The 24,670-nt window shown below is 70.4% G+C and carries 23 protein-coding genes and 2 tRNA genes; 10 read left to right on the top strand and 15 right to left on the bottom strand.

Going from position 1 to position 24,670, the window contains the following annotated elements; translation table 11 throughout:
- Positions 1 to 84 precede the first annotated feature (84 nt).
- Positions 85 to 996 carry an AAA family ATPase gene (locus ABZ215_RS36345; RefSeq protein WP_354954980.1) on the top strand — a complete coding sequence of 304 codons (912 nt, stop codon included), beginning with the start codon at positions 85 to 87 and terminating at the stop codon, positions 994 to 996.
- 51 nt (positions 997 to 1,047) lie between these two features.
- On the opposite strand, the gene ABZ215_RS36340 is transcribed toward ABZ215_RS36345, so the two are convergent.
- The 6 genes from ABZ215_RS36340 to ABZ215_RS36315 form a co-directional block, all read right to left on the bottom strand.
- A complete protein-coding gene (locus ABZ215_RS36340) occupies positions 1,048 to 2,952 on the bottom strand; it encodes a hypothetical protein (protein ID WP_354954978.1) in 1,905 nt (634 codons plus the stop codon).
- A gap of 32 nt (positions 2,953 to 2,984) precedes the next feature.
- Entirely contained in the window at positions 2,985 to 3,296 is a 312-nt protein-coding gene (locus ABZ215_RS36335; protein ID WP_020421988.1) for a type VII secretion target, read from the bottom strand.
- The gene (locus ABZ215_RS36330) at positions 3,293 to 3,802 is read right to left on the bottom strand and encodes a YbaB/EbfC family nucleoid-associated protein (protein ID WP_354954976.1); all 510 of its coding nucleotides are present in this window, start codon (positions 3,800 to 3,802) and stop codon (positions 3,293 to 3,295) included. The genes ABZ215_RS36335 and ABZ215_RS36330 overlap by 4 nt, the downstream gene beginning before the upstream one ends.
- Positions 3,803 to 3,916: 114 nt before the next feature.
- Positions 3,917 to 4,381, bottom strand: a complete 465-nt coding sequence (locus ABZ215_RS36325) for a cysteine dioxygenase family protein (RefSeq protein ID WP_017987486.1) — start codon at positions 4,379 to 4,381, stop codon at positions 3,917 to 3,919.
- A gap of 178 nt (positions 4,382 to 4,559) precedes the next feature.
- Positions 4,560 to 5,567, bottom strand: coding sequence for an NAD(P)H-dependent glycerol-3-phosphate dehydrogenase (locus tag ABZ215_RS36320; RefSeq protein WP_020421985.1), 1,008 nt, complete (start codon positions 5,565 to 5,567; stop codon positions 4,560 to 4,562).
- Between the two features lie 2 nt (positions 5,568 to 5,569).
- A complete protein-coding gene (locus ABZ215_RS36315) occupies positions 5,570 to 6,271 on the bottom strand; it encodes a lysophospholipid acyltransferase family protein (protein WP_020421984.1) in 702 nt (233 codons plus the stop codon).
- Between the two features lie 69 nt (positions 6,272 to 6,340).
- Here ABZ215_RS36315 and cofC point away from each other — a divergent pair, with 69 nt between their 5' ends.
- The 3 genes from cofC to ABZ215_RS36300 all read left to right on the top strand — a co-directional run bounded on the left by cofC (position 6,341) and on the right by ABZ215_RS36300 (position 10,214).
- Positions 6,341 to 6,976: a 2-phospho-L-lactate guanylyltransferase gene (gene cofC, locus ABZ215_RS36310; RefSeq protein WP_020421983.1), complete on the top strand. Its 636-nt coding sequence runs from the start codon at positions 6,341 to 6,343 to the stop codon at positions 6,974 to 6,976.
- A 116-nt stretch (positions 6,977 to 7,092) separates the two neighbouring features.
- Positions 7,093 to 9,279 carry an RNA degradosome polyphosphate kinase gene (locus ABZ215_RS36305; RefSeq protein ID WP_020421982.1) on the top strand — a complete coding sequence of 729 codons (2,187 nt, stop codon included), beginning with the start codon at positions 7,093 to 7,095 and terminating at the stop codon, positions 9,277 to 9,279.
- Positions 9,276 to 10,214: an NUDIX hydrolase gene (locus ABZ215_RS36300; protein WP_354954973.1), complete on the top strand. Its 939-nt coding sequence runs from the start codon at positions 9,276 to 9,278 to the stop codon at positions 10,212 to 10,214. The genes ABZ215_RS36305 and ABZ215_RS36300 overlap by 4 nt, the downstream gene beginning before the upstream one ends.
- A 622-nt stretch (positions 10,215 to 10,836) precedes the next feature.
- Here the strand turns inward: ABZ215_RS36300 and ABZ215_RS36295 are convergent.
- The 3 genes from ABZ215_RS36295 to leuC form a co-directional block, all read right to left on the bottom strand.
- Complete coding sequence (locus ABZ215_RS36295) at positions 10,837 to 11,457, bottom strand: HU family DNA-binding protein (protein ID WP_020421980.1); 621 nt, start codon at positions 11,455 to 11,457, stop codon at positions 10,837 to 10,839.
- Between the two features lie 227 nt (positions 11,458 to 11,684).
- Entirely contained in the window at positions 11,685 to 12,287 is a 603-nt protein-coding gene (gene leuD, locus ABZ215_RS36290) for a 3-isopropylmalate dehydratase small subunit (protein WP_354712534.1), read from the bottom strand.
- Between the two features lie 16 nt (positions 12,288 to 12,303).
- Complete coding sequence (gene leuC / locus ABZ215_RS36285) at positions 12,304 to 13,719, bottom strand: 3-isopropylmalate dehydratase large subunit (protein WP_020421979.1); 1,416 nt, start codon at positions 13,717 to 13,719, stop codon at positions 12,304 to 12,306.
- Positions 13,720 to 13,847: 128 nt separating this feature from the next.
- On the opposite strand from leuC, the gene ABZ215_RS36280 reads away from it, so the two are divergent.
- Positions 13,848 to 14,567, top strand: coding sequence for an IclR family transcriptional regulator (locus ABZ215_RS36280; protein WP_354954971.1), 720 nt, complete (start codon positions 13,848 to 13,850; stop codon positions 14,565 to 14,567).
- A gap of 74 nt (positions 14,568 to 14,641) precedes the next feature.
- Positions 14,642 to 15,268 (top strand): alpha-ketoglutarate-dependent dioxygenase AlkB, encoded by a 627-nt coding sequence (locus ABZ215_RS36275; protein WP_354954969.1) that lies wholly within the window; start codon positions 14,642 to 14,644, stop codon positions 15,266 to 15,268.
- A gap of 369 nt (positions 15,269 to 15,637) precedes the next feature.
- On the opposite strand, the gene ABZ215_RS36270 is transcribed toward ABZ215_RS36275, so the two are convergent.
- On the bottom strand, positions 15,638 to 16,231 hold the full coding sequence (locus ABZ215_RS36270; RefSeq protein WP_354954967.1) for a hypothetical protein: 594 nt from the start codon (positions 16,229 to 16,231) through the stop codon (positions 15,638 to 15,640).
- 519 nt (positions 16,232 to 16,750) lie between these two features.
- Between ABZ215_RS36270 and ABZ215_RS36265 the strand changes: the two genes are divergently transcribed.
- Both ABZ215_RS36265 and ABZ215_RS36260 read left to right on the top strand, forming a co-directional pair.
- Positions 16,751 to 17,452 (top strand): hypothetical protein, encoded by a 702-nt coding sequence (locus ABZ215_RS36265; RefSeq protein ID WP_354954965.1) that lies wholly within the window; start codon positions 16,751 to 16,753, stop codon positions 17,450 to 17,452.
- Positions 17,453 to 17,457: 5 nt separating this feature from the next.
- Complete coding sequence (locus ABZ215_RS36260) at positions 17,458 to 18,057, top strand: class F sortase (protein WP_354954963.1); 600 nt, start codon at positions 17,458 to 17,460, stop codon at positions 18,055 to 18,057.
- A 34-nt stretch (positions 18,058 to 18,091) separates the two neighbouring features.
- On the opposite strand, the gene ABZ215_RS36255 is transcribed toward ABZ215_RS36260, so the two are convergent.
- Positions 18,092 to 18,631 carry a GNAT family N-acetyltransferase gene (locus tag ABZ215_RS36255; RefSeq protein ID WP_354954961.1) on the bottom strand — a complete coding sequence of 180 codons (540 nt, stop codon included), beginning with the start codon at positions 18,629 to 18,631 and terminating at the stop codon, positions 18,092 to 18,094.
- 162 nt (positions 18,632 to 18,793) lie between these two features.
- Between ABZ215_RS36255 and ABZ215_RS36250 the strand changes: the two genes are divergently transcribed.
- Positions 18,794 to 20,362: a hypothetical protein gene (locus ABZ215_RS36250; protein WP_354954959.1), complete on the top strand. Its 1,569-nt coding sequence runs from the start codon at positions 18,794 to 18,796 to the stop codon at positions 20,360 to 20,362.
- Between the two features lie 205 nt (positions 20,363 to 20,567).
- Here the strand turns inward: ABZ215_RS36250 and ABZ215_RS36245 are convergent.
- The 4 genes from ABZ215_RS36245 to gltX all read right to left on the bottom strand — a co-directional run bounded on the left by ABZ215_RS36245 (position 20,568) and on the right by gltX (position 23,223).
- A tRNA-Glu gene (locus tag ABZ215_RS36245) sits at positions 20,568 to 20,640 on the bottom strand.
- Between the two features lie 64 nt (positions 20,641 to 20,704).
- Positions 20,705 to 20,776: transfer RNA gene (locus ABZ215_RS36240), tRNA-Gln, on the bottom strand.
- Between the two features lie 93 nt (positions 20,777 to 20,869).
- Complete coding sequence (locus ABZ215_RS36235; RefSeq protein WP_354954957.1) at positions 20,870 to 21,562, bottom strand: HAD family hydrolase; 693 nt, start codon at positions 21,560 to 21,562, stop codon at positions 20,870 to 20,872.
- 179 nt (positions 21,563 to 21,741) lie between these two features.
- Entirely contained in the window at positions 21,742 to 23,223 is a 1,482-nt protein-coding gene (gene gltX, locus ABZ215_RS36230) for a glutamate--tRNA ligase (RefSeq protein WP_354954955.1), read from the bottom strand.
- A 90-nt stretch (positions 23,224 to 23,313) separates the two neighbouring features.
- Here gltX and ABZ215_RS36225 point away from each other — a divergent pair, with 90 nt between their 5' ends.
- Positions 23,314 to 24,546, top strand: a complete 1,233-nt coding sequence (locus ABZ215_RS36225) for an FAD-dependent oxidoreductase (protein WP_354954953.1) — start codon at positions 23,314 to 23,316, stop codon at positions 24,544 to 24,546.
- Positions 24,547 to 24,670 lie beyond the last annotated feature (124 nt).

Below are 24,670 nucleotides of genomic sequence, written 5' to 3'. Positions count from 1 at the left end.
GGGGGGTGGCGTTCTACTTGGGGGGGGGGGCGGGGGGGGGGGGGGCGGGGGGGCGGGGGGGGCCGCGCGCCGGTGCAGGGGACGGTGCGCACGAAAGCGGTGGGGCTGCGGCTCGGGTTCTCCGGCGACGAATTCGGCTACGCGCTCGACTTCGGGTTACCGGTGCCGTCGAAGGATCCGCTGCGGCCCACCCTGTTCAACCTCGACCCGGAGTTCAAACGGGAGTGTCTGTGGCGCGGGCCGGTGCTGCGGCCGTCGGCGTTGCTCGCCGACCGGGCGGGTCCGGCGGTGCGCGTGCGGGACGACTCGGGCGCGTGGGCGGCGAGTTCGCGCATCGGACTGACCGACAGCATGCTGAGCGAACTCGCCGATCCGTGGGCCTGCCCGGAGCTGCTGGTGGTGCGGGAACGGCTGCGGTCGTGGCGGTTCTACGACCAGTTCCGCACCGACGCCGGCGCGCCCGCGCGGCAGGACCGGATCGGCACCCGCACCCCGGTGCTCGACCACGACGGCGGCGACCTGGCCGCGGCGCTGCGGACGATCCAGGAGTTCGGCGACGACGAAGCCCTGGCCGAGGCGGTGTCCGACGCTTTCCCGCGGTCGCGAGTGGAGGTCGAGGCGGTCGACGGGTTGCTGCGGCTGCGGTTCCACCAGCACGGGTTGCTGCGCCCGCTGGGGGCGGCGGAGTTGTCGGACGGGACGTTGCGCTACCTGTTGTGGGTGGCGGCGTTGCTGAGTCCCCGGCCGCCGGAACTGCTGGTGCTGAACGAACCCGAGACGAGCCTGCACCCGGACCTGTTGCCTGCGCTCGCCGCGCTGATCGCCAAGGCACGCACGCAGCTCATCGTGGTGTCGCACGCGCGGCCGCTGGTGCACGCGTTGTCGGCGATCGCGCCGGAGGCCGCGGTGCTGGAGCTGGAAAAGGAGTTCGGCGCGACGGTCCTCGCCGGGCAGGGCAGGTTGGACCGGCCCGCCTGGCACTGGCCGAAGCGGTGAGCCCCGCGGTGAGCCCCGCGGTGAGCCGGCTGCGGAGCGCGGGGCCGCCGGTCAGTCGTCGTCGCCGCCGGTGACGTTGCCGACGCTCGTCGGGACGCCCTTGATCATGTCGATGATCGTCTTGCCTGCCAGGCCGCGGTAGCCGAACCACGGGTCCGTCATGTACTTGATGGCCTGCTCGAACTTCGCGGCGCCCTCTTCGCCGAACAGCTTGCCCAGCTGGGCGACCGAGAAGTTGCTGATCTTGTCGAACTTGGCCAGCGTCTCGGGCGTGACGCCCTCGATCTTGGCCAGCTCGTTCTTGATGGCCTGCGACATCTGCTCGGACAACCGGTGGTGCGTGGGATCCGGGGTCGACTGGTTGCCGCCCGGTGTGTTGTCGCCGGGCTGGTTGTTGGTGCCCGGCTGGTTGTTGCCCGCTTGGTTGTTGCCCGACTGGTTGTTGCCTGACTGGTTCGAACCGCCGGGCTGGGACTGATCCATGGGCTTCGGCGAACCGGGCGCGTTGTCGGTTGGCTTCGGCGAACCGGGCGCATTGTCCGTCGGCTTCGGCGAGCCAGGCGCATTGTCCGTCGGCTTCGGCGAACCGGGCGCATTGTCCGTCGGCTTCGGCGAAGCCGTGGCAGAGGTGTCCAGCTTCGGCGGCACGGGTACCGGCTGCACATCCGCAGGCTTGGGCGCCGGAGCGGGATCGTTGAGCTTCGGCCCACCCGACACCGGCGAGGGCGGTGGGTCAGCAGGCTTCGGTGCGGCGGACGAAGTCGTGACCGCATCGTCCAGCTTCGGCCCACTGGACACCGGCGGCACATCCGCCGGCTTCGGCACCGGAGCCGGGGTCGGCAACGGATCGTTCAGCTTCGGCCCACCCGACACCGGCGAGGGCGGTGGGTCAGCAGGCTTCGGTGCGGCGGACGAAGTCGTGACCGCATCGTCCAGCTTCGGCCCACTGGACACCGGCGGCACATCCGCCGGCTTCGGCACCGGAGCCGGGGTCGGCAACGGATCGTTCAGCTTCGGCCCACCCGACACGGCCGCCGTATCCGCAGGCTTCGGCCCCACAACCGGAGCCGCCGGCGGATCATTCAACTTCGGCCCACCCGACACCGGAGCAGCATCCGCAGGCTTCGGCCCCACAACCGGAGCCGGCGGCGGGTCGTTCAGCTTCGGCCCATTCGACACCGGCGCACCGGTGTTGGCCGGCGCCGGCCCGCTCGAACCGGGCTTCACCGACGGCGGCTTGGCGCCCGCGAGGTCGTCACCGGCCTTGCCGAGCTTGCTCAGCGACGCGCCCAGATCCACCAGCTTCCTGGTCAGCTCGGCGATCTTCGCGCCGATCTTGCCCAGCGCGGTGGCCACCATGCCGATCGTCGTCCCGATGAAGAACACGATCGACGCGCCGAACGTCACCGGCGCCAGCGCCGCCGCGATCAGCGCCCCCTTGATGATCGTCGCGAGCAGCATGGCGATCAGGTCGCGCGCGATGCCGCGGAAGGCGCCGACCAGACCGCCTGCGACCTTCATCGACTTCCCGGCGTTCTCCAGGTAACCGCCGATTGCGTTGAGCTGGTCGGTCACCGCTTCCATGCTCTTGCGGAACTGGTCGGCTCCCTCACCGGTCCAGCTCTCCATCAGCGTCGCGAGCTTGGTCTGGTGGTCCTGCGCCCACTGCTCGAGCTTTTCCTTCTCGGCCTTGACCGCTTTCTCGGCCGCCGCGATGCCCTCGGGGTCGCCCCACATGATGTCCAGCGGCCACCGCAGCACCGAGATGTGCTCGATCAGCCAGCCGATCCCGGCGGTCAGCAGGCTGCCGATCGGGTCGAGCGCGAGACCCAGCGTCTCCAGCGCGAGACCGGCCGAGCCGATGCCGATCGCGACCTTGTCGTTCTCCTTGACGGCCTCGTTCAGGCTGACCGCGGCGTCGAAGAACCCGGCGCCGGTCTGCCACTTCTCGGCCATGTGCAGGCCGACGTCCCCGGGCTTGTACTCGCTCATGCCTTGAACCCCAGCAGTCCGGCGGCCGTCTCGGAGTCGTGCGCGTCGTAGGCCTTCGCGGCCTCGCGCACGTTGTCGGCGAACTCGGTGATCGTGCCCGAGTACTTGTTGAGCTGGTCTTCGGCCTTGCCGCACCACAACGTGACGCCGGCGCCGAAGATCTGCCCGACCATCCCGAAGATGCCGATGTCGCCGACGCACCCGCCGACCACCCCGGCGGTGCCCTTCAGGTTCTCCGTCAACTGGTCGAGGTGCTGGCCGAACGACACCAGCGGAGCCGAATCGACCTCGAAACCGGAACCGCTCACCACGGCCTCATCTCGTCGTCGTCATCCGCCGGGGACGCCGGGCGCGGCCGCCGCGGCGCGGGACGCTGCTGCACCGGAGACACCGGCGGAACCGACGGCGGAGGCGGCGGTGCCGCTTCCGCCTCGGGCTCGGCGAAGTCCTCCAGCTCGTCCTCGACCGGCGGCAGGAAACTCCTGATCACCTCGGCGGACTCGCCGTCGCCCGCGATCGCGGTGAACGAGTCGGACATGGCGCGCGCGGCCTGCCGCTGACCTTCCCGCACGGCCTGCATGATCGCGGCGGTGAGCCGCGCCGGGCCGAGATCGCAAGCGCGGTGCCCGAGTTCGAGGCTTTGCAGCGCACCGTTCGGCGCGATCGTCACGGTCACCGAACCGTCCTTCGACCGCACCGTCGCCGACGCCTCGCCGAGCGCGTCCTGCAGCGCCGCGGCCTTCTGCTGCATCTCCCGCACCTGCTGTTCGAGCAAGTGCTGGAAGTCCTCCCCCGGCCTCAGATTCGGCTGCATCCTGCTCCCCTGCGCGTGTATCCGGTGATCAACGCGCAGGCTACCGCAGCGATCGTGAGGTTCCGCCCGGATGCGGCGAACTCCCCGGGAACCTTTCCCGAACGGGCGAGGAGGTCAGTCGCGGACCGGTCCGGTGACCGGGTCGAGGTGGTAGGACCGCATGACCCGGCCACCGCTGCGGTAGACGTGGATGCTGATCGCCGGGTCCGGGCCGTCGTTGCGCACCTGGTGCACGTATCCCGGCCCGAAGACCCGCGACTGCCCCGCCGACAACGCGTGCACCTCGGTCACCCCGCGCCGCGCGACGGTCTCGGTGAGACGGCCGCTGACGACGGTGAACGCGCCCGTCGAGTGCCCGTGGTCGTGCAGGTCGGTGTGCTGGCCGGGCAGCCAGCCCATCAGCCAGATCTCCTCGTCGTCGCGCGCTTCGACGAGCGCGGAGAACCGCTCGTCCGGGTCGTAGCGCAGCAGGTGCCGCCAGCGGTCGCGGTCGGCGGCGAACTCGAGCGCGACCCGCACCGGGTGGCGCAGGACGGGCTTCTCGGTCAGGGCAACGGTGTTGTCCGGAACGGCGAACATGAAAAGAGGTGTCCTTGAAAGAAGAAGGTGGTTGTCGGGCAGGCTGGACTGGGTCAGCGACAACAACAAGGACACAGCGCAGCGCCACAGCGGAGATCCCGCCGGGTCATCAGGCCACGCGTCGTCATGGCGCCCACCCAACCAGCAGGCCGGGCGGGCGTCAAATCCGTTCCACCTACTAGGACCACTCGTGCTTCTGGCGGCGGCCGAGCAGCTCGGCGCCCACCTGGCGGGGGTCCGCCCCCTCGTGGCACACGCGGTGCATCGCGTCCGTGATCGGCATGTCCACACCGTGCTTGTGGGCCAGTTCGCGGATGGACGTGCAGGACATCACGCCCTCGGCGACCTGCCCGCCGGCCGCGGCCTGCGCCTGCTCCAGCGTCTCGCCGCGGCCGAGCCGCTCCCCGAACGTGCGGTTGCGGGACAGCGGGGACGAACAGGTCGCCACGAGGTCGCCGACCCCGGCGAGCCCGGCGAACGTCAGCGGGTCCGCGCCCAGCTTCGTGCCCAGCCGCGCCATCTCCGCGAGCCCGCGGGTGATGAGCGTGGCCGTGGTGTTGGCCCCCAGCCCCATGCCGACCGCCATACCGCAGCTCAGCGCGATGACGTTCTTCGCCGCGCCGCCGACCTCGCAGCCCACCACGTCGGTGTTGGTGTAGGGCCGGAAGTAGGAGTTGAAGCTCGCCTGCTGGATCGCGACCGCGCGGTCGTGGTCGGCGCACGCGAGCACCGCGCCCGCCGGCTGCCCCTGCGCGATCTCCCGCGCCAGGTTCGGGCCCGACACCACCACGATCTCGTCGCCGGACACGCCGCTGATCTCGGCGATCACCTCGCTCATCCGCTTGAGCGTGCCGAGTTCGACGCCCTTGGCGAGGCTGACCAGGATCGCGCCGCGCGGCAGGAGTTCCCGCCAGCCGGACAGGTTCGCGCGCAGGCTCTGGCTTGGCACGGCCAGCACGACCGCCTCCGCGCCCGCCAGCGCCTCGGCCGGGTCGTGCGTCGCCGTCAGGTTCGCGGGCAGTTCGATGCCCGGGAGGTACCCGCTGTTGGCGTGCCGCTCGCGGATCTCCCCGGCGACTTCCGCCCGCCGGGCCCACATCGTCACGTCCCGGCCCGCGTCGGCGAGCACCTTCGCGAACGCGGTGCCCCACGAACCCGCGCCGAGCACGGTGATGCGCTGCACCATCGTCAGTCCGCCGCCTCGGGTTTGCGGGCGGGCGGCTGCTCACCGCGGACGTCGGCCAGCAGCTCGGTGACCCGCTCCATGAGCAGTTCCGTCACCTCCCGCAGCACCGGGCCGGTCTGCGGCTTGCCGCGGTAGGCGGACAGGTCGACCGGTTCGCCCACCGCGTGCGTCACGGTCGTGCGCGGCAACAGCCGCACCTTCTTGTGGTAGAAGTCCAGGATCTGCTGGGTTCCCCAGCGCGCCACCGGGATCACCGGGACGTCGTTGTCGAGCGCCAGCCGCGCGACCCCGGTGTGCGACCGCTTCGGCCAGCCGTTCGGGTCCTTGGTGATGGTGCCCTCGGGGTAGATGACGACGACCTTGCCCTCCTGCAGCGCCTGGTGCGCGGCGCGGAGGCTGTCGCCGGCCTGCGCCGACCCGCGGTAGACCGGGATGCTGCCGGCGCCGACCAGGATCTTCCCGAAGATCGGGGTGCGGGCGAGGCTGTCCTTGGCCAGGAACCGCGGCACGCGCTTCTGGCGGTGGATGAACACCGCGTCGACGGCGGGGTCCATGTGCGAGACGTGGTTCATGACCACCAGCGCCGGACCTTCCCGCGGGATGCGCTCGGCGCCGGTGTAGACCCGCCTGCCGATCCAGCTCACCGGGTAGAACAGCACGGCGGCGGCTCCGACCCAGAACCCGCCCTTCTCACGACCGGCCAAGACTCCTCCTGCTGTGGTGTGTGCTGCCGGTAGCTGATCCTAGGTGCACGATTGCGGAAAGATGGGAGTGTGCCCGTACCCGTCGAAATCTCCGGCCTGATCGTCCCGCTGAAGCCGCCGCGGGCAGGCAAGTCCCGCCTGCGTGGCGCCGTGGACGAGCGCGACCACGCCGCGCTCGTACTGGCCCTGGCGTGGGACACCCTGGCCGCGGCGACCGACGCCGGCGTCCGCCTGCTGGTGGTCGCCGCCGATCCGGCCGCCGTGTCCGGTCTGCGACGCCCCGGGGTGGAGGTCGTCGGCGAGCGCGGCGACGGCGACCTGAACTCCGCGCTGCGGCAGGGCGAGGCGCTGCTCCGGCAGCGGGACCCGGACGCCGTGGTCGGGGCGATTCAAGCCGATCTGCCCGCTTTGCGTCCCGCGGAACTGGCCGCCGCACTCGCCGCCGCGGAGGGCAGGCGGGTGTTCGTCGCGGACGCCGACGGCACCGGCACGACGTTGTTGCTGTCCGAACCGGGCGGGCCGCTCGACCCGCGGTTCGGCGCCGGTTCGGCCGCGGCGCACGCCGGGTCCGGCGCGGTGCCGCTGGAGCTGGACCTGCCGACCCTGCGCCGGGACGTGGACACCCCGGCGGACCTCGCGGAGGCCTGCCGCCTGGGCGTCGGCGACCGGACGCGGGCGGTGCTCTGCTCACGGGAGGTGGCGTGAACATCACCCGGCCGCTGGGCGAACTGCTCCGGGTGGTCCTGCGGAGCACGGGTGAACTGCTCAATCTCTCACTCGGAGTATCGGCAGCCAGGCCCGAAGTAAGGAACAATGCGAGAGTGAGCAGCGACGAGACCAACCCCCCGGCAACGACCCAACCGGCGTCCGGCGAGACCGCCGCGCCCACGAGATTCCGCGCCATCCCGTCCGCGCCCCCGGCGGTGACCCCGTCGTCGGACCTGCCGCCCGCGTCCCTGCCCGACGACCGGTACTTCAACCGCGAGCTGTCGTGGCAGGACTTCAACGCCCGGGTGCTGGCGCTGGCCGAGGACGCGTCCCAGCCGCTGCTGGAGCGGGCCAAGTTCCTCGCCATCTTCGCGTCCAATCTGGACGAGTTCTACATGGTGCGGGTGGCCGGGCTGAAGCGCCGCGACGAGACCGGGCTGCCGGTGCGCAGCGCCGACGGGCTCACCCCGCGCGAGCAGCTGGCCTACATCGCCAAGCGCAACCAGGACCTGGTGGAGCGGCACACCGCCGCGTTCGAAGAGCACGTCCGCCCGGAGCTGGCCAAGCACGACATCCAGATCGTGTGCTGGGCGGACCTGGAGCAGGCGGACCAGGCGCGGCTGTCGGACTACTTCACCGAGCAGATCTTCCCGGTGCTGACGCCGCTGGCGGTCGACCCGGCGCACCCGTTCCCCTACATCTCCGGGCTGTCGCTGAACCTGGCCGTGACGGTGCGGGATCCGGACCTGGGCACCGAGCGGTTCGCCAGGGTCAAGGTGCCGAACAACGTGCCGCGCCTGATCCGCGTCGAGCAGCAGCGGGAGAGCCGCGTCGCGACGTTCCTGCCGCTGGAGGAGCTGATCGCCGCGCACCTCGGTGAGCTGTTCACCGGCATGGAGGTCACCGAGCACCACGTTTTCCGGGTGACCCGCAACGCCGACGTGGACGTGGACGAGGACCGCGACGAGGACCTGTTGCAGGCGCTGGAGCGGGAGCTGGCGCAGCGCCGGTTCGGCCCGCCGGTGCGGCTCGAGGTCGCCAACGACATGAGCGAGCACGTGCTCGACCTGCTGCTGCGGGAGCTGGAGGTCGACCCGCACGACGTGGTCGAGGTGCCCGGGCTGCTGGACCTGACGTGCCTGATGCAGCTTTCCAGTTTGGACCGCAAGGAACTGAAGGACCGCCCTTTCGTCCCGGCCACGCACCCGGCGTTCGGTGAGCACGAGACGCCGAAGAGCGTTTTCGCGACCCTGCGCGAGGGCGACGTGCTCGTGCACCACCCGTACGACTCGTTCTCCACGAGCGTGCAGCGGTTCATCGAGCAGGCCGCCCGGGACGACAAGGTGCTGGCCATCAAGCAGACCCTGTACCGCACCTCCGGTGACTCCCCCATCGTGAACGCGCTCATCGACGCCGCCGAGGCCGGCAAGCAGGTCGTGGCGCTGGTGGAGATCAAGGCCCGCTTCGACGAGGAGGCCAACATCACCTGGGCCCGCACCCTGGAGCGGGCCGGGGTGCACGTGGTCTACGGGCTCGTCGGGCTGAAGACGCACTGCAAGGTCGCGATGGTGGTGCGCCAGGAGGGCTCGACCATCCGCCGCTACTGCCACATCGGTACCGGCAATTACAACCCGAAGACGGCGCGGCTTTACGAGGACGTCGGCCTGCTGACCGCGGACCCGGACATCGGCGCGGACATCACCGACCTGTTCAACGTGCTGACCGGGTATTCGCGGCAGGACACCTACCGCAACATCCTCACCTCGCCGGCCGGGATCCGGCGCGGCATCCTGCGCCTCGTCGATGAGGAGATCGAGCACAAGCACGCCGGCGCGGAAGCCGGTATCCGCATCAAGTGCAACTCGCTCGTCGACGAGCAAATCATCGACGCGCTCTACCGGGCCTCCGCCGAAGGGGTTCCGGTGGAGATCGTGGTGCGGGGTATTTGCGCCCTGAAACCCGGCGTGCCCGGACTGTCCGAGAACATTTCCGTCCGGTCCATTCTCGGGCGGTTCCTGGAGCATTCCCGCATCTTCCATTTCCTCGCCGGGCGCACCTACTGGATCGGCAGCGCGGACATGATGCACCGCAACCTGGACCGCCGGATCGAGGCGATGGTGCAGGTCAAGGACGCGCGGCTGACCAGGCAGCTGGACGACATCCTCGATTCGGCGCTGGACCCGGCGACTCGGTGCTGGGTGCTCACCGACAGCGGGGAGTGGCAGCCGTCGCCCGCGGACACCACGCAGGTCCGCGACCACCAGAACGAGTTGTTGAAGAAGCACGGGGCCAACGGGTGAGTTCTGTTCGTGTCCGCGCCGCGGGTGCGGTGCTGTGGCGGACCGGTCCGGGCGGGGTCGAGGTGGCCGTCGCGCACCGTCCCCGGTACGACGACTGGTCGCTGCCGAAGGGGAAGCTGGACAGCGGGGAGACCCTGCCCGCCGCGGCGGTGCGGGAGATCGCCGAGGAGACCGGTTTCCGGGCCCGCCTGGGGCGGCACCTGCGGGCGGTGCGGTACTCGGTGGCGGCCGGGCCGAAGTCGGTGGACTACTACAGCGCGGCGGCTGTTTCGGGGGCTTTCGAGCCCAACGAGGAGGTCGACGAGCTTCGGTGGCTCACGCCCGCGGAGGCGGCCGGCTTGCTGTCGTACGACAGTGACCGGTCGGTGCTCGAGGATTTCGAAGCATTGCCGGCGGGGTTGACCACGCTGTTGCTGGTGCGGCACGCGAAGGCCGGGAAACGGGACGAGTGGCGCGGTGACGACGACCTGCGCCCGCTGTCCCCGAGCGGCATCCGGCAGGCGGCCGCGCTGCGGGCGTTGTTGCCGCTGTTCGGTCCGGACAGGGTGGTGGCCGCTCCCCGGTTGCGGTGCGAGCAGACGGTGCGCGGCCTGGCGGACGACCTCGGTGTGCCGGTGGAGCACGAGGATCTGATGGCGGAGGAACACTACTGGGACGACCGGGACGCCGGGCTCGCCAGGCTGCTGGCGCTGGTGTCCGTCGGCGGGACGCCCGTGGTGTGCAGCCAGGGCGGGGTGATCCCGGACCTGGTGACGAGGTTGGCGGCCCGCGACGGCGTGCGCCTGCCGGTGGATGAGGGTGAGAAGGTGCCGAGCAAGAAGGGCTCGGTGTGGGTGCTCTCGTTCCGGGCCGCGCCAGGCAACGGCGGCCCCCAGCTCGTGGCGGCGGACTACCTGCCCACAGCGCTGCCAACCCCCGCCACGAGCCAGGTGTAGCTCAGTCCGCCTGCGACGGTGGTTGCAGCATGCCGGACAGAAAGCCGGCAGCGCGGGCAGACCAACGCGCCAGGCCACGCCCCCAGCCCGCAACCGCCACCCGGCAACCCAAGGGGCCCGACCACACCCCGGCCCTCCCCCACCTCCCCAACGCGAGCCGGCAACGCAAGCGGGCCGACCACACCCCAGCCCTCCCCCACCCCTCCAACGCGAGCCGGCAACGCAAGCGGACCGACCAAGCCCCAGACCTCCCCCGCCCCCGATCCACAGCCTGCTTTTGGTCGCCGATCAGCGGAGTCAAGGTACTCTTTCCCGCCTTGACGCCGCTGCTCGGCGACCGACACACAATCAGGAATCGGGGGCGGGGGAGGTCGGCACTCACGTAACCGTTTCGCGCCGTCAGGCGCACCGCCCGCAGGGCGAACTCCCCGCCAGCGAACCCGCACCTCTAAAGATCAAGGATGTCCTCGCCGGACGGGCAGGCTCCGGGATGACAGAAGAGCCCCTCGTGTCACCTTGGGTGGGTGGCCGGGGGTTTGGACCCAAACCCCCAGGGCTCAAACGCGGCAGGGCCCCCGCGGACAACCGCGGGGGCCCTGCCGAGAAGCAATCGCTACGGCGCTTACTTCTTCTTCCGGGTCGTGGTGGTCTTCTTCGCGGCAGTGGTCTTCGCCGCGGTGGCCTTCGGGGCCGCCTTGGTGGCGGTGGTCTTCTTGGCCGCGGTGGACTTCGCCGCCGTGGTCTTCGAAGCCGTGGCCTTCGGGGCCGCCGTCTTGGTGGCGGCCGCGGCGCGGCTGCGCGTGCTGGTGCTGCGGGTCGCGGTGGGACGCGTGGTGGTCGCCTTCGCGGTGGTGGCCCGCGAGCTCGTCGAGCGCGACGCGGTGGTGCCGGTGCTGCGGGTCGAAGCGGCAGCGCTGCGGGTCGAAGTCGTCGTGCGCTTCGCCGCCGTGGCCTTCGGCAGCTTCTTGGCACCGCTGATGACGTCCTTGAAGGTCGTGCCGGCGCGGAAGGCCGGAACGTTGGTCTTCTTCACCTTGACCGTCTCACCGGTGCGCGGGTTGCGAGCGGTGCGGGCCGCGCGGGCACGCTTCTCGAACACACCGAAACCGGTGATGTTGACCTTCTCGCCCTTCTGCACGGTGCGAATGATGATGTCCACCAGGTTGTCGACCGCCTGGGAAGCAACCTTCTTGTCGCCCAGACGCTCGGAGAGCGCCTCGATCAGCTGGGCCTTGTTGGCCATTCCAGTCCTCCATGAAGAACTACGTGTCACACGGCCACATCGGCCGACTTCACGCACACGGTATTACCAACTCGCCCAAAATTCCAAACGGCGCGCGGAATTTTTCTGCAGGCGGGGCGTGGTTTCCGCCTCCTGAGCGACCCTCTCGGGCCCTTCCGCGCGCCGTTCGGCGTGGTGTTCCCGGCCTCGGACCGGGTGCGAATCCCTTGCTGAGCAGGGAATTCGTGTTATCCGGCCGCCACCGGGGTGGTCACCGGCTTCCAGCTGGGACGCTGCGACTCGAACCGGTCGATCTCGTCGGCGTGTCGCAGGGTGAGAGCGATGTCATCCAGCCCCTCCAGCAGCCGCCAGCGGGTGTAGTCGTCGATCGCGAAGGTCGTCTGGAAGTCCTTGGCCCGCACGGTCTTCGCCTCGAGGTCGACCGTGACCTCCGTGCCGGGGTCGTTCTCGAGGATCTTCCACAGCTGCTCGACGTCCGACTGCTCGCACTGGGCGGCCACCAGACCCTGCTTCCCGGAGTTGCCCCGGAAGATGTCGGCGAAGCGGGAGGAGATGACGACCCGGAAGCCGTAGTTCATCAATGCCCAGACAGCGTGTTCGCGCGAGGACCCGGTGCCGAAGTCCGGACCGGCGACGAGCACGCTGCCGGCCTTGAACGGCTCCTGGTTCAGGATGAACGACTCGTCGCTCCGCCAGGCGGCGAACAGGCCGTCCTCGAAACCGGTGCGGCTGACCCGCTTGAGGTAGACGGCCGGGATGATCTGATCAGTGTCCACGTTGGACCTGCGCAGGGGCACTCCGATGCCGGTGTGCGTCTTGAACGGCTCCATGGTGGTGGGGGCTCCTTCAGTTCAGGTCTTCGGGGCTGGACAGCGTGCCGCGGACGGCCGTGGCGGCCGCGACGAGCGGCGAGACGAGGTGGGTGCGGCCACCCTTGCCCTGCCTGCCCTCGAAGTTGCGGTTGGAGGTGGACGCGCTGCGCTCGCCGGGGGCCAGCTGGTCCGGGTTCATGCCCAGGCACATCGAGCAGCCCGCCTGGCGCCACTCCGCGCCGGCGTCGAGGAAGACCTTGTCCAGTCCCTCGGCCTCGGCGGCCTGGCGCACCCGCATCGAGCCGGGCACGACGAGCATCCGGACGCCCTCGGCCACCTTGCGGCCCTGGAGCACGTCCGCGGCGGCCCGCAGGTCCTCGATCCGGCCGTTGGTGCACGAGCCGAGGAAGACGGTGTCGACCTTGATCTCCCGCAGCGGGGTGCCCGGCTTGAGGTCCATATAGGACAGGGCCTTCTCGGCGGCGAACCGCTCGGTCTCGTCCGCGATCTGCTCCGGGTCCGGCACCGACTCGCTCAGCGGCAGGCCCTGGCCGGGGTTGGTGCCCCAGGTCACGAACGGGGTCAGGGAGTCGGCGTCGAGGTGGACCTCGGCGTCGAACACCGCGCCCTCGTCGGTGCGCAGCGACTTCCAGTTCTCCACCGCGGCGTCCCAGTCGGCGCCCTGCGGGGCGTGCGGGCGGCCCTTCAGGTAGGCGAAGGTGGTCTCGTCCGGGGCGATCATCCCGGCGCGGGCACCGGCTTCGATCGACATGTTGCAGATCGTCATGCGGGCTTCCATCGACAGCGCCTCGATCGCGCTGCCCCGGTACTCCAGGACGTAGCCCTGGCCGCCGCCGGTGCCGATCTTGGCGATGACGGCGAGGATGACGTCCTTCGCCGTGACGCCCGGCCGGAGCCTGCCGTCGACGTTGATGGCCATCGTCTTGAACGGCCGCAGCGGCAGGGTCTGGGTGGCCAGCACGTGCTCGACCTCGGAGGTGCCGATGCCGAAGGCCATCGCGCCGAACGCGCCGTGGGTGGAGGTGTGACTGTCACCGCAGACGACCGTCATCCCGGGCTGGGTCAGGCCCAGCTGCGGGCCGATGACGTGCACGATGCCCTGCTCGGCGTCGCCCATCGGGTGCAGCCGGACGCCGAACTCCTTGCAGTTCTTCCGAAGCGTCTCGACCTGGGTGCGGGACACCGGGTCGGCGATGGGGAGTTCGATGTCGACGGTCGGGACGTTGTGGTCCTCGGTCGCGATGGTCAGGTCCGGGCGCCGCACCTTGCGGCCGGCCAGCCGGAGACCGTCGAACGCCTGCGGGCTGGTGACTTCGTGCACCAGGTGCAGGTCGATGTAGAGCAGGTCGGGCTCCGCTCCTTCACCGCGGCGCACGGTGTGCGCCTCCCACACCTTCTCGGCCAGTGTCCGCGGCCGCGTGGTGGTCATCTGTGCTCCTCCCACGAGGTTGATTGGGAGCAAAGGAACCTGAGGACCGTCGCGGGAACGTCAGCGACCTCGGGTTCGATTTTCCCAGATTCTGGACTTCCCAAATCCCGGGAAGCTAGTATCGCGTCGTGGGACAGCATAGCTCTTCTGACCAGCAGAGCGGTATCGGCGTTCTGGACAAGGCCGTGGCCGTGCTGCAGGCCGTCGCCGAAGATCCGTGCGGGCTCGCGGAACTGTGCACCCGGACCGGGCTGCCGCGCGCGACCGCGCACCGCCTCGCCGTCGGCCTCGAGGTGCACCGGCTCCTGCGGCGCGGTCCGGACGGCCGCTGGCGCCCGGGATCCGCGCTCGCCGAACTCGCGGGCGGCACCGCGGATCCGTTGCTGGACGCGGCGAGTTCGGTGCTGCCGAAGCTGCGGGACATCACCGGGGAGAGCGTCCAGTTGTACCGGCGCGACGGGGTGCAGCGCGTGTGCGTGGCGACCGCGGAACCGATGAGCGGGCTGCGCGACACGGTGCCGATCGGGACGCGGCTGTCGATGACGGCCGGCTCCGGCGCGAAGGTGCTTGCCGCGTGGTCCGATCCGCACACGCAGCGCACCATCCTGGCGGACGCGGTGTTCGGGGAACGGACGCTGCTGGAGGTGCGCCGCCGCGGGTGGGCGCAGAGCGTGGCCGAGCGGGAGCCGGGCGTGGCGAGTGTTTCCGCACCGGTGCGGGATTCCACGGGCAACGTGATCGCGGCCGTGTCGGTTTCCGGTCCGGTGGAACGGATAGGGCGCAAGCCGGGCGCGCGCTGGGCGGCGGATCTGCTCGCGGCGGCGGAGGCGTTGCAGGAGCGGCTGTAGTTCCCGGCCGGTCCGGCCGCTCGACGATCCGGCGCCGGGTAGAACAGACGTTCGATTTGAGGTAGCCTCGGGTCATGACCGCAGGGCTGCAGGGTTCGCTGTTCGGTCAGGCCGAGGAATGTTCGCTCGGGTCCCTGACCGAGACGCGGCGCACAGAACTTGGCGACGGCGCGTGGATCGATCTGCGGCCGGGGTGGTTGTCGGGCGCGGACGTGTTGTTCGAGCGCCTGGCGGCGGACGTGCCGTGGCACGCGGAGCGGCGGCGGATGTACGACCGGGTGGTCGACGTGCCGCGGCTGTTGTGCTTCTACGGCGAGGACGAGCGCCTGCCGGACCCGGTGCTGGACGGCGCGCGGGCCGCGTTGAGCCGGCACTACGCGGACGAGCTCGGTGAGCCGTTCCGCACGGCGGGGCTGTGCTTCTACCGCGACGGCCGGGACAGCGTGGCGTGGCACGGAGACACGATCGGCCGGGGTTCGCGGGAGGACACCATGGTGGCGATCGTGTCGGTCGGCGCGCCGCGGAGCTTGCTGCTGCGGCCGCGCGGCGGCGGGGCGACCGTGCGGCAACTCCTGGGCCCCGGCGACCTCATCGTGATGGGCGGCTCGTGCCAGCGGACGTGGGAGCACGCCATCCCGAAGACGAGCCGCCCTATCGGGCCGAGGATCAGCATCCAGTTCCGGCCACGCGGCGTGCGCTGACAACAGCAGCGCCAGAAAACGATCCGGAAGACACCCCGCGGGTGCGCACCAGTCCGGCAACGGCGGCAGCGCTCGACCCCGGCGGTGTCCGCTGGAGCGGAGTGCGCCAGCAGCGATCAGCATCCGACTCCGGCCCCGCGGCGTGCGCTGAAACAGCGGTCGGCAACACGAGCGGCCGTCCGGTTCGCACCAACGAACCGGAGAACGCACCAAAGGCGGCAGCGCTCAACCCCCGCGGCGTGCGCTGAAGACAGCAGCCGTCACCCCGGTGGTGTCCGCCGCAGCGGAGGAGCGCCGCAGGGGGCATCCTCGTCGGATGCCCGCGAGCGGCGTGTCAGAACCCCAGTGAGAGGCCCCCAGTAAGAACAGTCAGGAACGCGCCCAGCGGTCGCCGAGCGTGGCCCATTCGGCTTCCCACCTCGCGGCGCGCCTGCGGTCCAGCACGAAGCGCGTGATCCAGTACGCCGCGGTCAGCACGAGCGCCGCCACGAGCCAGGCGAAGATCGCCGCCAGCACGCCGGTCGTGGCCGCGTCGGTCGAGCTGATCGGCGCGGGCGCCGGGTCACCGGCGTCGTTGATCCACACCGGCACCGTCGACCCGGCCGTCGCGCCGGGGTCGGCCGCCACGATGCCCGTCTTCGGCTCCCCGCCGTTGTAGGTCCACGTCGCGTGCACCCCGGCCGTGCTGCCGGTCGAGAACGCGCCCTCGGTCGCCGGCACCGGCGCCGGCGCGTCCTCGAGCAGCGTCGCGGTCACGAGGTGCCGTGAAGCGCGCTGCTCTTCGGAAACCGCCAGCTGACCCCCGTAAGTCCGGGACCCGGTGAACAACGCCAGCGGAACCGCGACGAGCAGCCCCAGCACCACCACCAACAGGAGCGCAGCCTCGACCCGGTCGGACGTTCTGGCCAACGGGTTGCGACCGATGTGCAGGCGCCGCCAGAAACGCCCGATTGGTCCGGTCACGGTCTAATCCCCCTTCCTCTGCCACCTCGGCAAGCACAATCGCAATACCCACTGTGCCTCGCCCGTACCCGAATTGGCACTGAAACGAGACCAAGACCGCTGTGAGCCGCCCCTCACAACGGCTCAAGATCGGGATCTCTCCATGCTGGCACCGGTGAACGGTTCACGACATCGACCGAAAGGGCTTTCCCACCGGACCGGGCGCCACGCTCCGTGACCGCCCCCACCTGGCGGTCCGCGGCCACGGCCGATCGCGTGGGAAATTTTCGCGCCGAACCGGCCTGGTCACGACCGCAGACCGCTGTTATCATCCCTTGATGTAACGCGTTGATTCGCGATCGTCGATTAGAGCGTCCGCGTTACACATTTCCGGGACAATTTCTGTCACATGCCTTTTCGTTTCTCCCTGTGACCGGAATCGGGGAGGATCACGCGAGACCCTCGGCCAGAAGAGTGATGACGCGCGCGCCGAGGGCGGTCGGGGTCACCGCGCGTTCCGAGCAACACCATGGAGTCACTTTGCGTAAGCCCTTGGGCCGCCTCGCGGCGGCCGTGATCAGCGGTGCGCTGATCACCCTCACGGCCCCGGCCGCGCTCGCCGAGGAGAGCACGACCCCGGAGGTCACCACCACGACGTCGGCCGCGCCGGAGAGCACGGAGACGTCCGCGCCGAGCTCGTCCGCCGAGACGACGAGCGAGACGTCCTCGGCCACCAGCACGACCAGCCGACCGAGCCTCACCAGCAGCCCGGGCACCACGACGACGCCCGTCACGACGACCACCGGGTCGAGCGAGCCGTCGTCGACCTCCAGCAGCGCCCCGGAGGAGCCGCCGTACCAGGACGACACCGCCTACGGCATCGACCTCGGCGACGGCACCGGCGTGCTGATCATCGCCTGCGCCGCGGGCCAGCCGACCGACGTGTGGTCGCCGGACTTCGACATCCTCGACGGCCCGTACCAGGAGGAGCAGGACGGCCGGTACTGGGACTACCTGGTGCGGTTGCACGAGGGCAAGTCCTTCGACGACGGCACCGTCACCGCCGACTGGACCTGCGCGGGCGCCCCGCAGGGCGGCGGCGCGTCCGGCGGCGGCGTGGCTCCGGTCCCGGGCTCGGGCGAGGCCGGCGAGTGGCAGCAGAGCAACGGCGGCGACGCCCAGGTCTCGTTCGCGCCCAAGGCGGGCGTGGAGACCGGGGCCGGCGGCACCGCCCGGTTCTGACCGCCATGCGCAACCCGTTCACCGGCCGGGGCGGTCGCGTTCTCGCGGCCGCCCCGGCGGTTCTGCTCGCCCTCGTCCTGACCGGCTGCGGCTCCGAGCCGCAGCCCACGCAGGCGGCGGCGCCCACCACGTCGGTCCCGGTGACCAAGCCCTACGACAAGCTGCGCCCGACGCAGGTGCGGATCCCGAAGATCGGCGCCGAGTCCTCGCTCATCTCGGTCGCGGTGAACAAGGACGGCGAGATCGCGGTGCCGTCGGTCGACAAGCCGATGCAGGCCGCCTGGTACCGCCTGTCCCCCGTGCCCGGCGACGTCGGCCCGGCGATCATCCTGGGTCACGTCGACGGCAACCACCAGCCGGGCATCTTCTTCAAGCTGAAGGACGTCCGGCCGGGCGACGAGATCTTCGTCGACCGCAGCGACGGGCAGCAGCTGCGGTTCGTGGTCGACCACACCACGCAGGTGCCCAAGGACCAGTTCCCGCAGGACGCGGTCTACGGCAACACCGACGAGCCGCAGCTGCGGCTCATCACGTGCGGCGGCGTGTTCGACCACGCCGAGCACAGCTACACCGACAACATCGTCGTCTACGCGAACCTGGCGTGACCCCCGGTGGCGCCGCGCCCGCGGCGCCACCGGCTCACCAGACGTCCCCGTCGCGCCAGTCGCACGTCAGCTCCCCGTCCGGGTCGAGCGACGTGCCGAGCACGAACACCCCGCCCGATTCCTCGGGCGTCGGCGTGATGCCGGACGGCGTGAGCGCGGACAGCGGCCCGCGCCAGCACGTCCAGCCGCGGGAGCGGTAGAACGGGATCGCCTCATCCGACGCGCTGAGCGCACCCACCTCGTAGGCCTCGCGCACCACACGCTCCAGCGGCTCCATCACCAGCCCGCCGTAGCCACGCCTGCGCCGGTCCGCGCGAACTCCCACGGCCTCCACGTACCCGGTGCGCCAGGCCCGCCCGTCGTGGACCATCCTGCGCTGCACCACGGACGCGTGGGCCACCAGTTCCGGGCCCTCCCACAGCAGGGCGTGCACGCCGCCGAGGGCGTGCTCCCAGTCGTGTTCGGTCAGGTCGCCTTCGAACACGTCGTACAAGAGCTCACGGGCCGCGCCGAGGGCCGGTGCGCCGAGATCGGCCGTGTGGGACACCTGGAGGGTGGGAGTGATCTCGGCCATGCCCGGAGATTAGGCCGGGCCGGCCGGTGCTGTCATCCGGTTTGTCCACGGTGGACGGGCGGCTCTCCTCCGCTTGGATGAGCCCGGTGTGACGACGACGTGAGGTTTTCCGGCACCGCCCGGTCTGAGCAGTGACATCTGGCGAACCCAAGGAGGGGATCGATGTCACGAATCGGCAGACGCCTGGCGCGGCTGGGCAGCCTGCTCGCCGTGGGCGGGCTGGCGGCACTGGCCGCGATGGTCTCGGCACCGAGCGCCGGTGCGCAAGCGGCCGCCTCGTGCGGTTACGGCACCGGGGGACCCAGCGCTTCCACACTGTGCTGGATCAACATGGCGAACTACAACGACACGCAGGCCCGGTCGAGTGCCGGGCAGAACATGACGATGAAGCTGCCCGGCGGCTACACGATGACCTTCAACGTCATCAACCGTCCGCAGGGCTCGAACGCGTTCCGGCCGCTGAGGTCCGCCGCGGTGCCCACGTGGGGCCCGGCCTACCTGGGCAACCGGGCCTATCGCGGCATCCCGGGGCGGCCGGCGCTGGCGGCCAACGGTGGCGGGGCACCGGGTGTCTGGGTGGACGTCGTGACCCTGCGCAACATCGTGGTCCGTGACTCGGCGGGCGCGCAGGTGACCGGTTACGCGCTCGTCGGTGCGGACGCCGAGGCGACCGGGGCGAACGAGGGCATCACGTGGCGGTCGAACCAGCGCATCGACCTCCTCGCCAGGCTCACGCCGGGCGCGGGTGCGGGCGGCTGCCAGAACAGCGTGACCGGGCTGGGCACCACGACCGTCAGCTGCGCGGGCGCCAACAGCACCAACGGCACGTGGGGCACGGTGCTGGTCAAGTCGGTGGGGGCCACCTCGTTCTCCCAGACGCTGCAAAGCACCGGGGGTGGTGAAGCGGTGGCGTTCGCGGTGATGACCTCGAAACTGACGCTCACCAAGTCCGTGCCTTCGCGGGTGCGGCCGGGCGATTCCTTCGACCTGCGGGTGACTTCGCCGGAGGGGACCTTGTCGGGCTCGGCCAGAACCGGTACCGCCGCGACGGCGACGACCGGCACGCTCACCGTGCTGCCACGTGCCAACGGTGGCCGCTACACCCTGAGCGAGGCCGCGAGCCCGGGCAGTTCGCTGGCGAGTTACTCGCAGGCGTGGACGTGCCGCAACGCGACCACGGGCAGCACGACCGCGCTGCCATCGGGGACGGGAACCAGCAAGGCGGTGGCCCCGCAACCCGGTGACGACATCACGTGCACCATCACCAACACCCCGCTCCCGGCCGACCTGGCGATCGCGAAGGCCGCGACACCGCAGGTGAACGCGGGCGAGACGGTGACGTACCTGCTCGTCGTCACGAACAACGGCCGCGGCGACTCGTCCGGCTACACGGTCACCGACCAGATCCCGGCCGGGCTGACGAACGTGTCGTCGAGCACGCCGGGCTGCGCGATCTCCGGTTCGACCCTGACCTGCACCGGCGGGCTGCTGCCCGCGGGGCAGAGCAGTCAGATCACGGTGACCGCGACCGCGGACGGCACGGTGGAGCTGATGCGCAACACCGCTACCGTGCGGGGCATCCAGCCGGACCCGGTACCCGCGAACAACACCTCCAACGCCGCGGTGACGGTCGTGACCGTGCCGGTGGTGGCGGCGGGTGTCGCCGGGGTGCTGGGCCTGTTCGGCGGCGGCTGGGCACTGCGCCGGCGCCTGCGACGCCCGGTGTCGTGATCTGAACGATCCCGAGTGGACGATCACTGGGCGGGTGCCGGGCCAGGTGCCCGCCCAGTTTTCACCGGCCCCTGTGCCCGGCGGTGTGACTCATGAGCAACTGTGTCCCAGACGTCACCGACACAGCAGTGAGGAGAATCGAAGCCATACCCCACAACAAAGCAAGGAGCGCCGACTCGATGAGTCGGCGCTCCTTGGCTGTACGTACCCCCGATGGGATTCGAACCCACGCTACCGGCGTGAGAGGCCGGCGTCCTAGGCCGCTAGACGACGGGGGCTAGGTACTCGCTCTTTCCCTTGTTGCGAGAGGAACCTTACCAGAGGCGGTTTTTCCTCTTGCAGCTGGGGTACCAGGACTCGAACCTAGACTAACAGAGCCAGAATCTGTCGTGCTGCCAATTACACCATACCCCAACGGTTTGCCACTCCGATTCGCGACTCGGAGCAGCTCCGCTGGGAAGAAATATAGCCTAGCCCCGTCAGCGGTGCGTAACCGGGGGGTGGGGTTCAGCGCTGAGCGGGCACGCCGATCCGCGCGAACTCGCTGACCAGCAGCTGCGGGAGCTCGTCCAGCCCGCCGATGACGTGCACACCCTCCGGCACCTCCGCGTCACCGCCGGTCCGGTCGAGCCACACCCCCTCCAGGCCGGCGTCCCGGGCGCCGACGGCGTCGGTGTGCAGCTTGTCGCCCACGTGGGCGGCCTCACTCGGGTCGCAGTCGAGGACCGCGCACACGGCGTGGAACATCACCGGGTCGGGCTTGGCCGCCCCGACCTCACCGGCGATCGCCACGTGGTCGAAGAAGCGGGTGAGCCCCAGATCGGCGAGCTTGGCCCGCTGGTGGGCGCCGGAGGCGTTCGTCACGGCGGCGATGAGGACGTCCGCCGCGCGCAGCCACTCCAGGCACGGCAGGACGTCGTCGAAGAGGCGCCACGAGCTGCGCAGCACCTCCTTGCGGCGGCGCTCGAACCGGGCCACGTCCTCCGCTTCCAGCACGACGCCGATCTCGGCGAGGAAGCACTGGGTGCGCCGGTGGTGCATGGACGCGTAGTCGATCTCACCGGCGACGACGCGGGCGACGTGCCAGTCGGTGATCCGCTCCCACAGCGGCCACAGGTCGGTCCGGCCTATCAGCAGCGACAACGCGCGTTTGCCCGCGGAGGTGAAGTCGATCAACGTGTCGTCGATGTCCAGGCACACCAGCCGCAGGCTGGACGGTCTCCACGGATCCGCCGGATCCCCCAGACCGGGCTCGGGGACACGGACGCGGGTAGGTGTGCCGGGACGCGCAAAATCCACCCAGCGAGGCTAGGCGAGAACTACGCTGAGCGGTTCGGCCGACAAGGTGATTCAGTGCGTCGTTTCGACCGCGACTGCTTCTACTCTGCGTTGCCGGGCAGAGCGTTACGCAGACGTCCGAGTGAAACTTCCCGGCCGAGCAGCTCCATCGATTCGTACAGCGGCGGCGACACCGTGCGACCGGTGATGGCGACGCGAACCGGGGCGAAAGCCTTGCGCGGCTTGAGGCCGAGGCCCTCGACCAGGGCGTCCTTGAGCGCCTGCTCGATCGCCGCGGTCTCCCACGACGGCAGCGCCTCCAGCGCCTCGATCGACGCGCGCAGCACGGGTTCGGCGTCCGGCTTGAGGTTCTTGGCGGCCGCGTCCTCCTCGGGCGCGAATTCCTCCTCGGACACGAACAGGAACCGCACGAGCGGCGCCGCGTCGCCCAGGACGGTCACCCGTTCCTGGACGAGTGGCGCGATGGTGCGCCACTTGGCCAGCTGCTCTTCGGACGGCTCCGCGGGCAGCAACCCGGCCGCCTGGAGGTAGGGCACGACCCGCTGCACGAAGTCCTCGGCGTCGAGGGCGCGGACGTGCACGCCGTTGATCGCCTCGGCCTTCTTGACGTCGAAGCGGGCCGGGTTGGCGCTCACCTTGGAGATCTCGAACGCCTGGACCAGCTCGTCGACGGTGAAGGTGTCCCTGTCGTCGGCGATGGACCAGCCGAGCAGGGCCAGGTAGTTCAGCAGGCCCTCGCGGATGAACCCGCGGTCGCGGTAGTTGAACAGGTTGGACTGAGGGTCCCGTTTGGACAGTTTGCGGTTGCCCTCGCCCATCACGTACGGCAGGTGGCCGAACTGCGGCGTGAACTCCGCGACGCCGATCCGCTCCAGCGCCCGGTAGAGCGCGATCTGGCGCGGCGTCGACGGGAGCAGGTCCTCACCGCGCAGGACGTGCGTGATCCGCATCAGCGCGTCGTCGACCGGGTTGGTCAGCGTGTAGAGCGGGTCGCCGTTGGCGCGCACCAGGACCGGGTCCGGGATCGAGCCGGCGGGGAAGCTGATGTCCCCGCGCACCAGGTCGTTCCAGGCGAGGTCCTCGTCCGGCATGCGCAGCCGCAGCACCGGGGCGCGGCCTTCGGCGCGGTAGGCCGCGCGCTGCTCCTCGGTGAGGTCGCGGTCGAAGTTGTCGTAGCCGAGCTGCGGGTCCTGCCCCTTGGCCTTGCGGCGCTCGGCGACCTCCTCGTTGGTGGAGAACGCCTCGTACAGCTCGCCTGCCTCCAGCAGGCGGCGCGCGATGTCGGCGTAGATGTCGCGCCGCTCGCTCTGCCGGTACGGGCCGTACTCGCCGCCGGCGTCGGGGCCCTCGTCCCAGTCGAGACCGAGCCAGCGCAGCGCCTCCAGCAGTTGCTGGTATGACTCCTCGCTGTCCCGGGCGGCGTCGGTGTCCTCGATGCGGAACACCAGGCTGCCGCCGTGGTGCCGGGCGAAGGCCCAGTTGAACAACGCCGTGCGGATGAGCCCCACGTGCGGGGTTCCGGTGGGCGACGGGCAGAAGCGGGCGCGGACTGTCTCAGTCATAACCCGTTCAGCCTATCCCGCTTGACCAGGCGTTCGGAGAGCGCCATGCTGGTCTTATTCAACACCAGATGAATTAAGGGAGTGGTGGCCATGGCTGAGCGCACGACCTGCGTCGTCGTCGGTGGCGGACCGGCCGGGATGGTCCTCGGACTGCTGCTCGCGCGGGCCGGGGTGGAGGTGACCGTGCTGGAGAAGCACGCGGACTTCCTGCGGGACTTCCGGGGCGACACGGTGCATCCGTCGACGCTGCAGCTGCTGGACGAGCTGGGCCTCGGCGATCGGTTCGCGAAGCTGCCGCAGAGCAGGCTGGACACGGTGTCGGTGCCGGGACCGCCCGCGCTCGCGATCGCCGACTTCCGCAAGCTCAAGATCGCGCACCCGTACGTGGCGATGGTCCCGCAGTGGGATCTGCTGGACCTGCTGGCCGACGCGGGTCGCGCCGAGCCGTCGTTCCACCTGCGGATGAACACCGAGGTGACGTCGCTGGTCCGGGAGGCCGGCCGGGTGGCGGGCGTGCGGTACCGGACGGCGAACGGGACGACGGGTGAGATCCGGGCGGATCTGACGGTGGGCTGCGACGGGCGGTGGTCGGTGGTGCGGCGGGAGGCCGGGCTGCGGCCGCGGGAGTTCCCCGTGCCGATCGACACGTGGTGGTTCCGGCTGCCCCGGGAGGGGAACGAACGGGCGCACCTGGTGCCGGAAATGCGCGACGGGCACTTCGGGGTGGTCATCCCGCGGGAGGAGTACTTCCAGATCGCGTACCTCGCGGCGAAGGGCTTGGACGGCCGGTTGCGCGCGGAGGGGGTGGAGGCGTTCCGCGACCGGATCCGGGCGGTGGTGCCCCAGCTGGCCGACCGGGTGGACGCGATCGCCTCGATGGACGACGTGAAGCACCTGGACGTGCGGCTCAACCTGCTACCGCGCTGGCACCGCGAGGGAGTGCTGTGCATCGGGGACGCGGCTCACGCGATGTCGCCGATCGGGGGCGTGGGGATCAACCTGGCGGTGCAGGACGCCGTCGCGACGGCCAGGTTGCTGGCCGCCCCGTTGCGGCGCGGAGTGGCGGCGAGGGACCTGGCACGAATCCGGCGGCGCAGGCTGCTGCCGACGCTGGTGGTGCAGGCCATCCAGCGGTTGATGCACCGGGTGGTGATCCGGCCCGTGATCGAGGGACGGCGAAACGGACCGCCGAAACCACTGGTGACGCTGATGAACGCGGTGCCGGCCGCACGCCGAATCCCGGCATACGTGATCGGGGTCGGCCTACTACCCGAACACGCACCAAAATGGGCACAACGAAACAACAACACCGAAAACAAATAAAAAAACGCAAGACGGCAACGCAAAGCAAGCGACTACCCCAACCAGACCTCCCCCGCCCCCGATCCACAGCCGATCTTTAGTCGCCGATCAGCGGGGTCAAGGTACTCTTTCCCGCCTTGACGCC

The organism is Amycolatopsis sp. NPDC006131 (genome assembly GCF_040614175.1).
In the GTDB taxonomy this organism is placed as follows: domain Bacteria; phylum Actinomycetota; class Actinomycetes; order Mycobacteriales; family Pseudonocardiaceae; genus Amycolatopsis_E; species Amycolatopsis_E tucumanensis.
Note: the sequence above shows the minus strand (reverse complement) of the source record. Positions and strands in the feature narration are given on the sequence as shown.

Excerpts from the sequence above, each read along its gene's own strand:
- ABZ215_RS36340 (WP_354954978.1), bottom strand. The coding sequence starts at position 2,952 with ATGGCCGAGAAGTGGCAGACCGGCGCCGGGTTCTTCGACGCCGCGGTC.
- ABZ215_RS36330 (WP_354954976.1), bottom strand. The coding sequence starts at position 3,802 with ATGCAGCCGAATCTGAGGCCGGGGGAGGACTTCCAGCACTTGCTCGAA.
- ABZ215_RS36325 (WP_017987486.1), bottom strand. The coding sequence starts at position 4,381 with ATGTTCGCCGTTCCGGACAACACCGTTGCCCTGACCGAGAAGCCCGTC.
- ABZ215_RS36320 (WP_020421985.1), bottom strand. The coding sequence starts at position 5,567 with ATGGTGCAGCGCATCACCGTGCTCGGCGCGGGTTCGTGGGGCACCGCG.
- ABZ215_RS36295 (WP_020421980.1), bottom strand. The coding sequence starts at position 11,457 with ATGGCCAACAAGGCCCAGCTGATCGAGGCGCTCTCCGAGCGTCTGGGC.
- leuD (WP_354712534.1), bottom strand. The coding sequence starts at position 12,287 with ATGGAGCCGTTCAAGACGCACACCGGCATCGGAGTGCCCCTGCGCAGG.
- leuC (WP_020421979.1), bottom strand. The coding sequence starts at position 13,719 with ATGACCACCACGCGGCCGCGGACACTGGCCGAGAAGGTGTGGGAGGCG.
- ABZ215_RS36275 (WP_354954969.1), top strand. The coding sequence starts at position 14,642 with ATGACCGCAGGGCTGCAGGGTTCGCTGTTCGGTCAGGCCGAGGAATGT.
- ABZ215_RS36260 (WP_354954963.1), top strand. The coding sequence starts at position 17,458 with ATGCGCAACCCGTTCACCGGCCGGGGCGGTCGCGTTCTCGCGGCCGCC.
- ABZ215_RS36255 (WP_354954961.1), bottom strand. The coding sequence starts at position 18,631 with ATGGCCGAGATCACTCCCACCCTCCAGGTGTCCCACACGGCCGATCTC.
- ABZ215_RS36250 (WP_354954959.1), top strand. The coding sequence starts at position 18,794 with ATGTCACGAATCGGCAGACGCCTGGCGCGGCTGGGCAGCCTGCTCGCC.
- gltX (WP_354954955.1), bottom strand. The coding sequence starts at position 23,223 with ATGACTGAGACAGTCCGCGCCCGCTTCTGCCCGTCGCCCACCGGAACC.
- ABZ215_RS36225 (WP_354954953.1), top strand. The coding sequence starts at position 23,314 with ATGGCTGAGCGCACGACCTGCGTCGTCGTCGGTGGCGGACCGGCCGGG.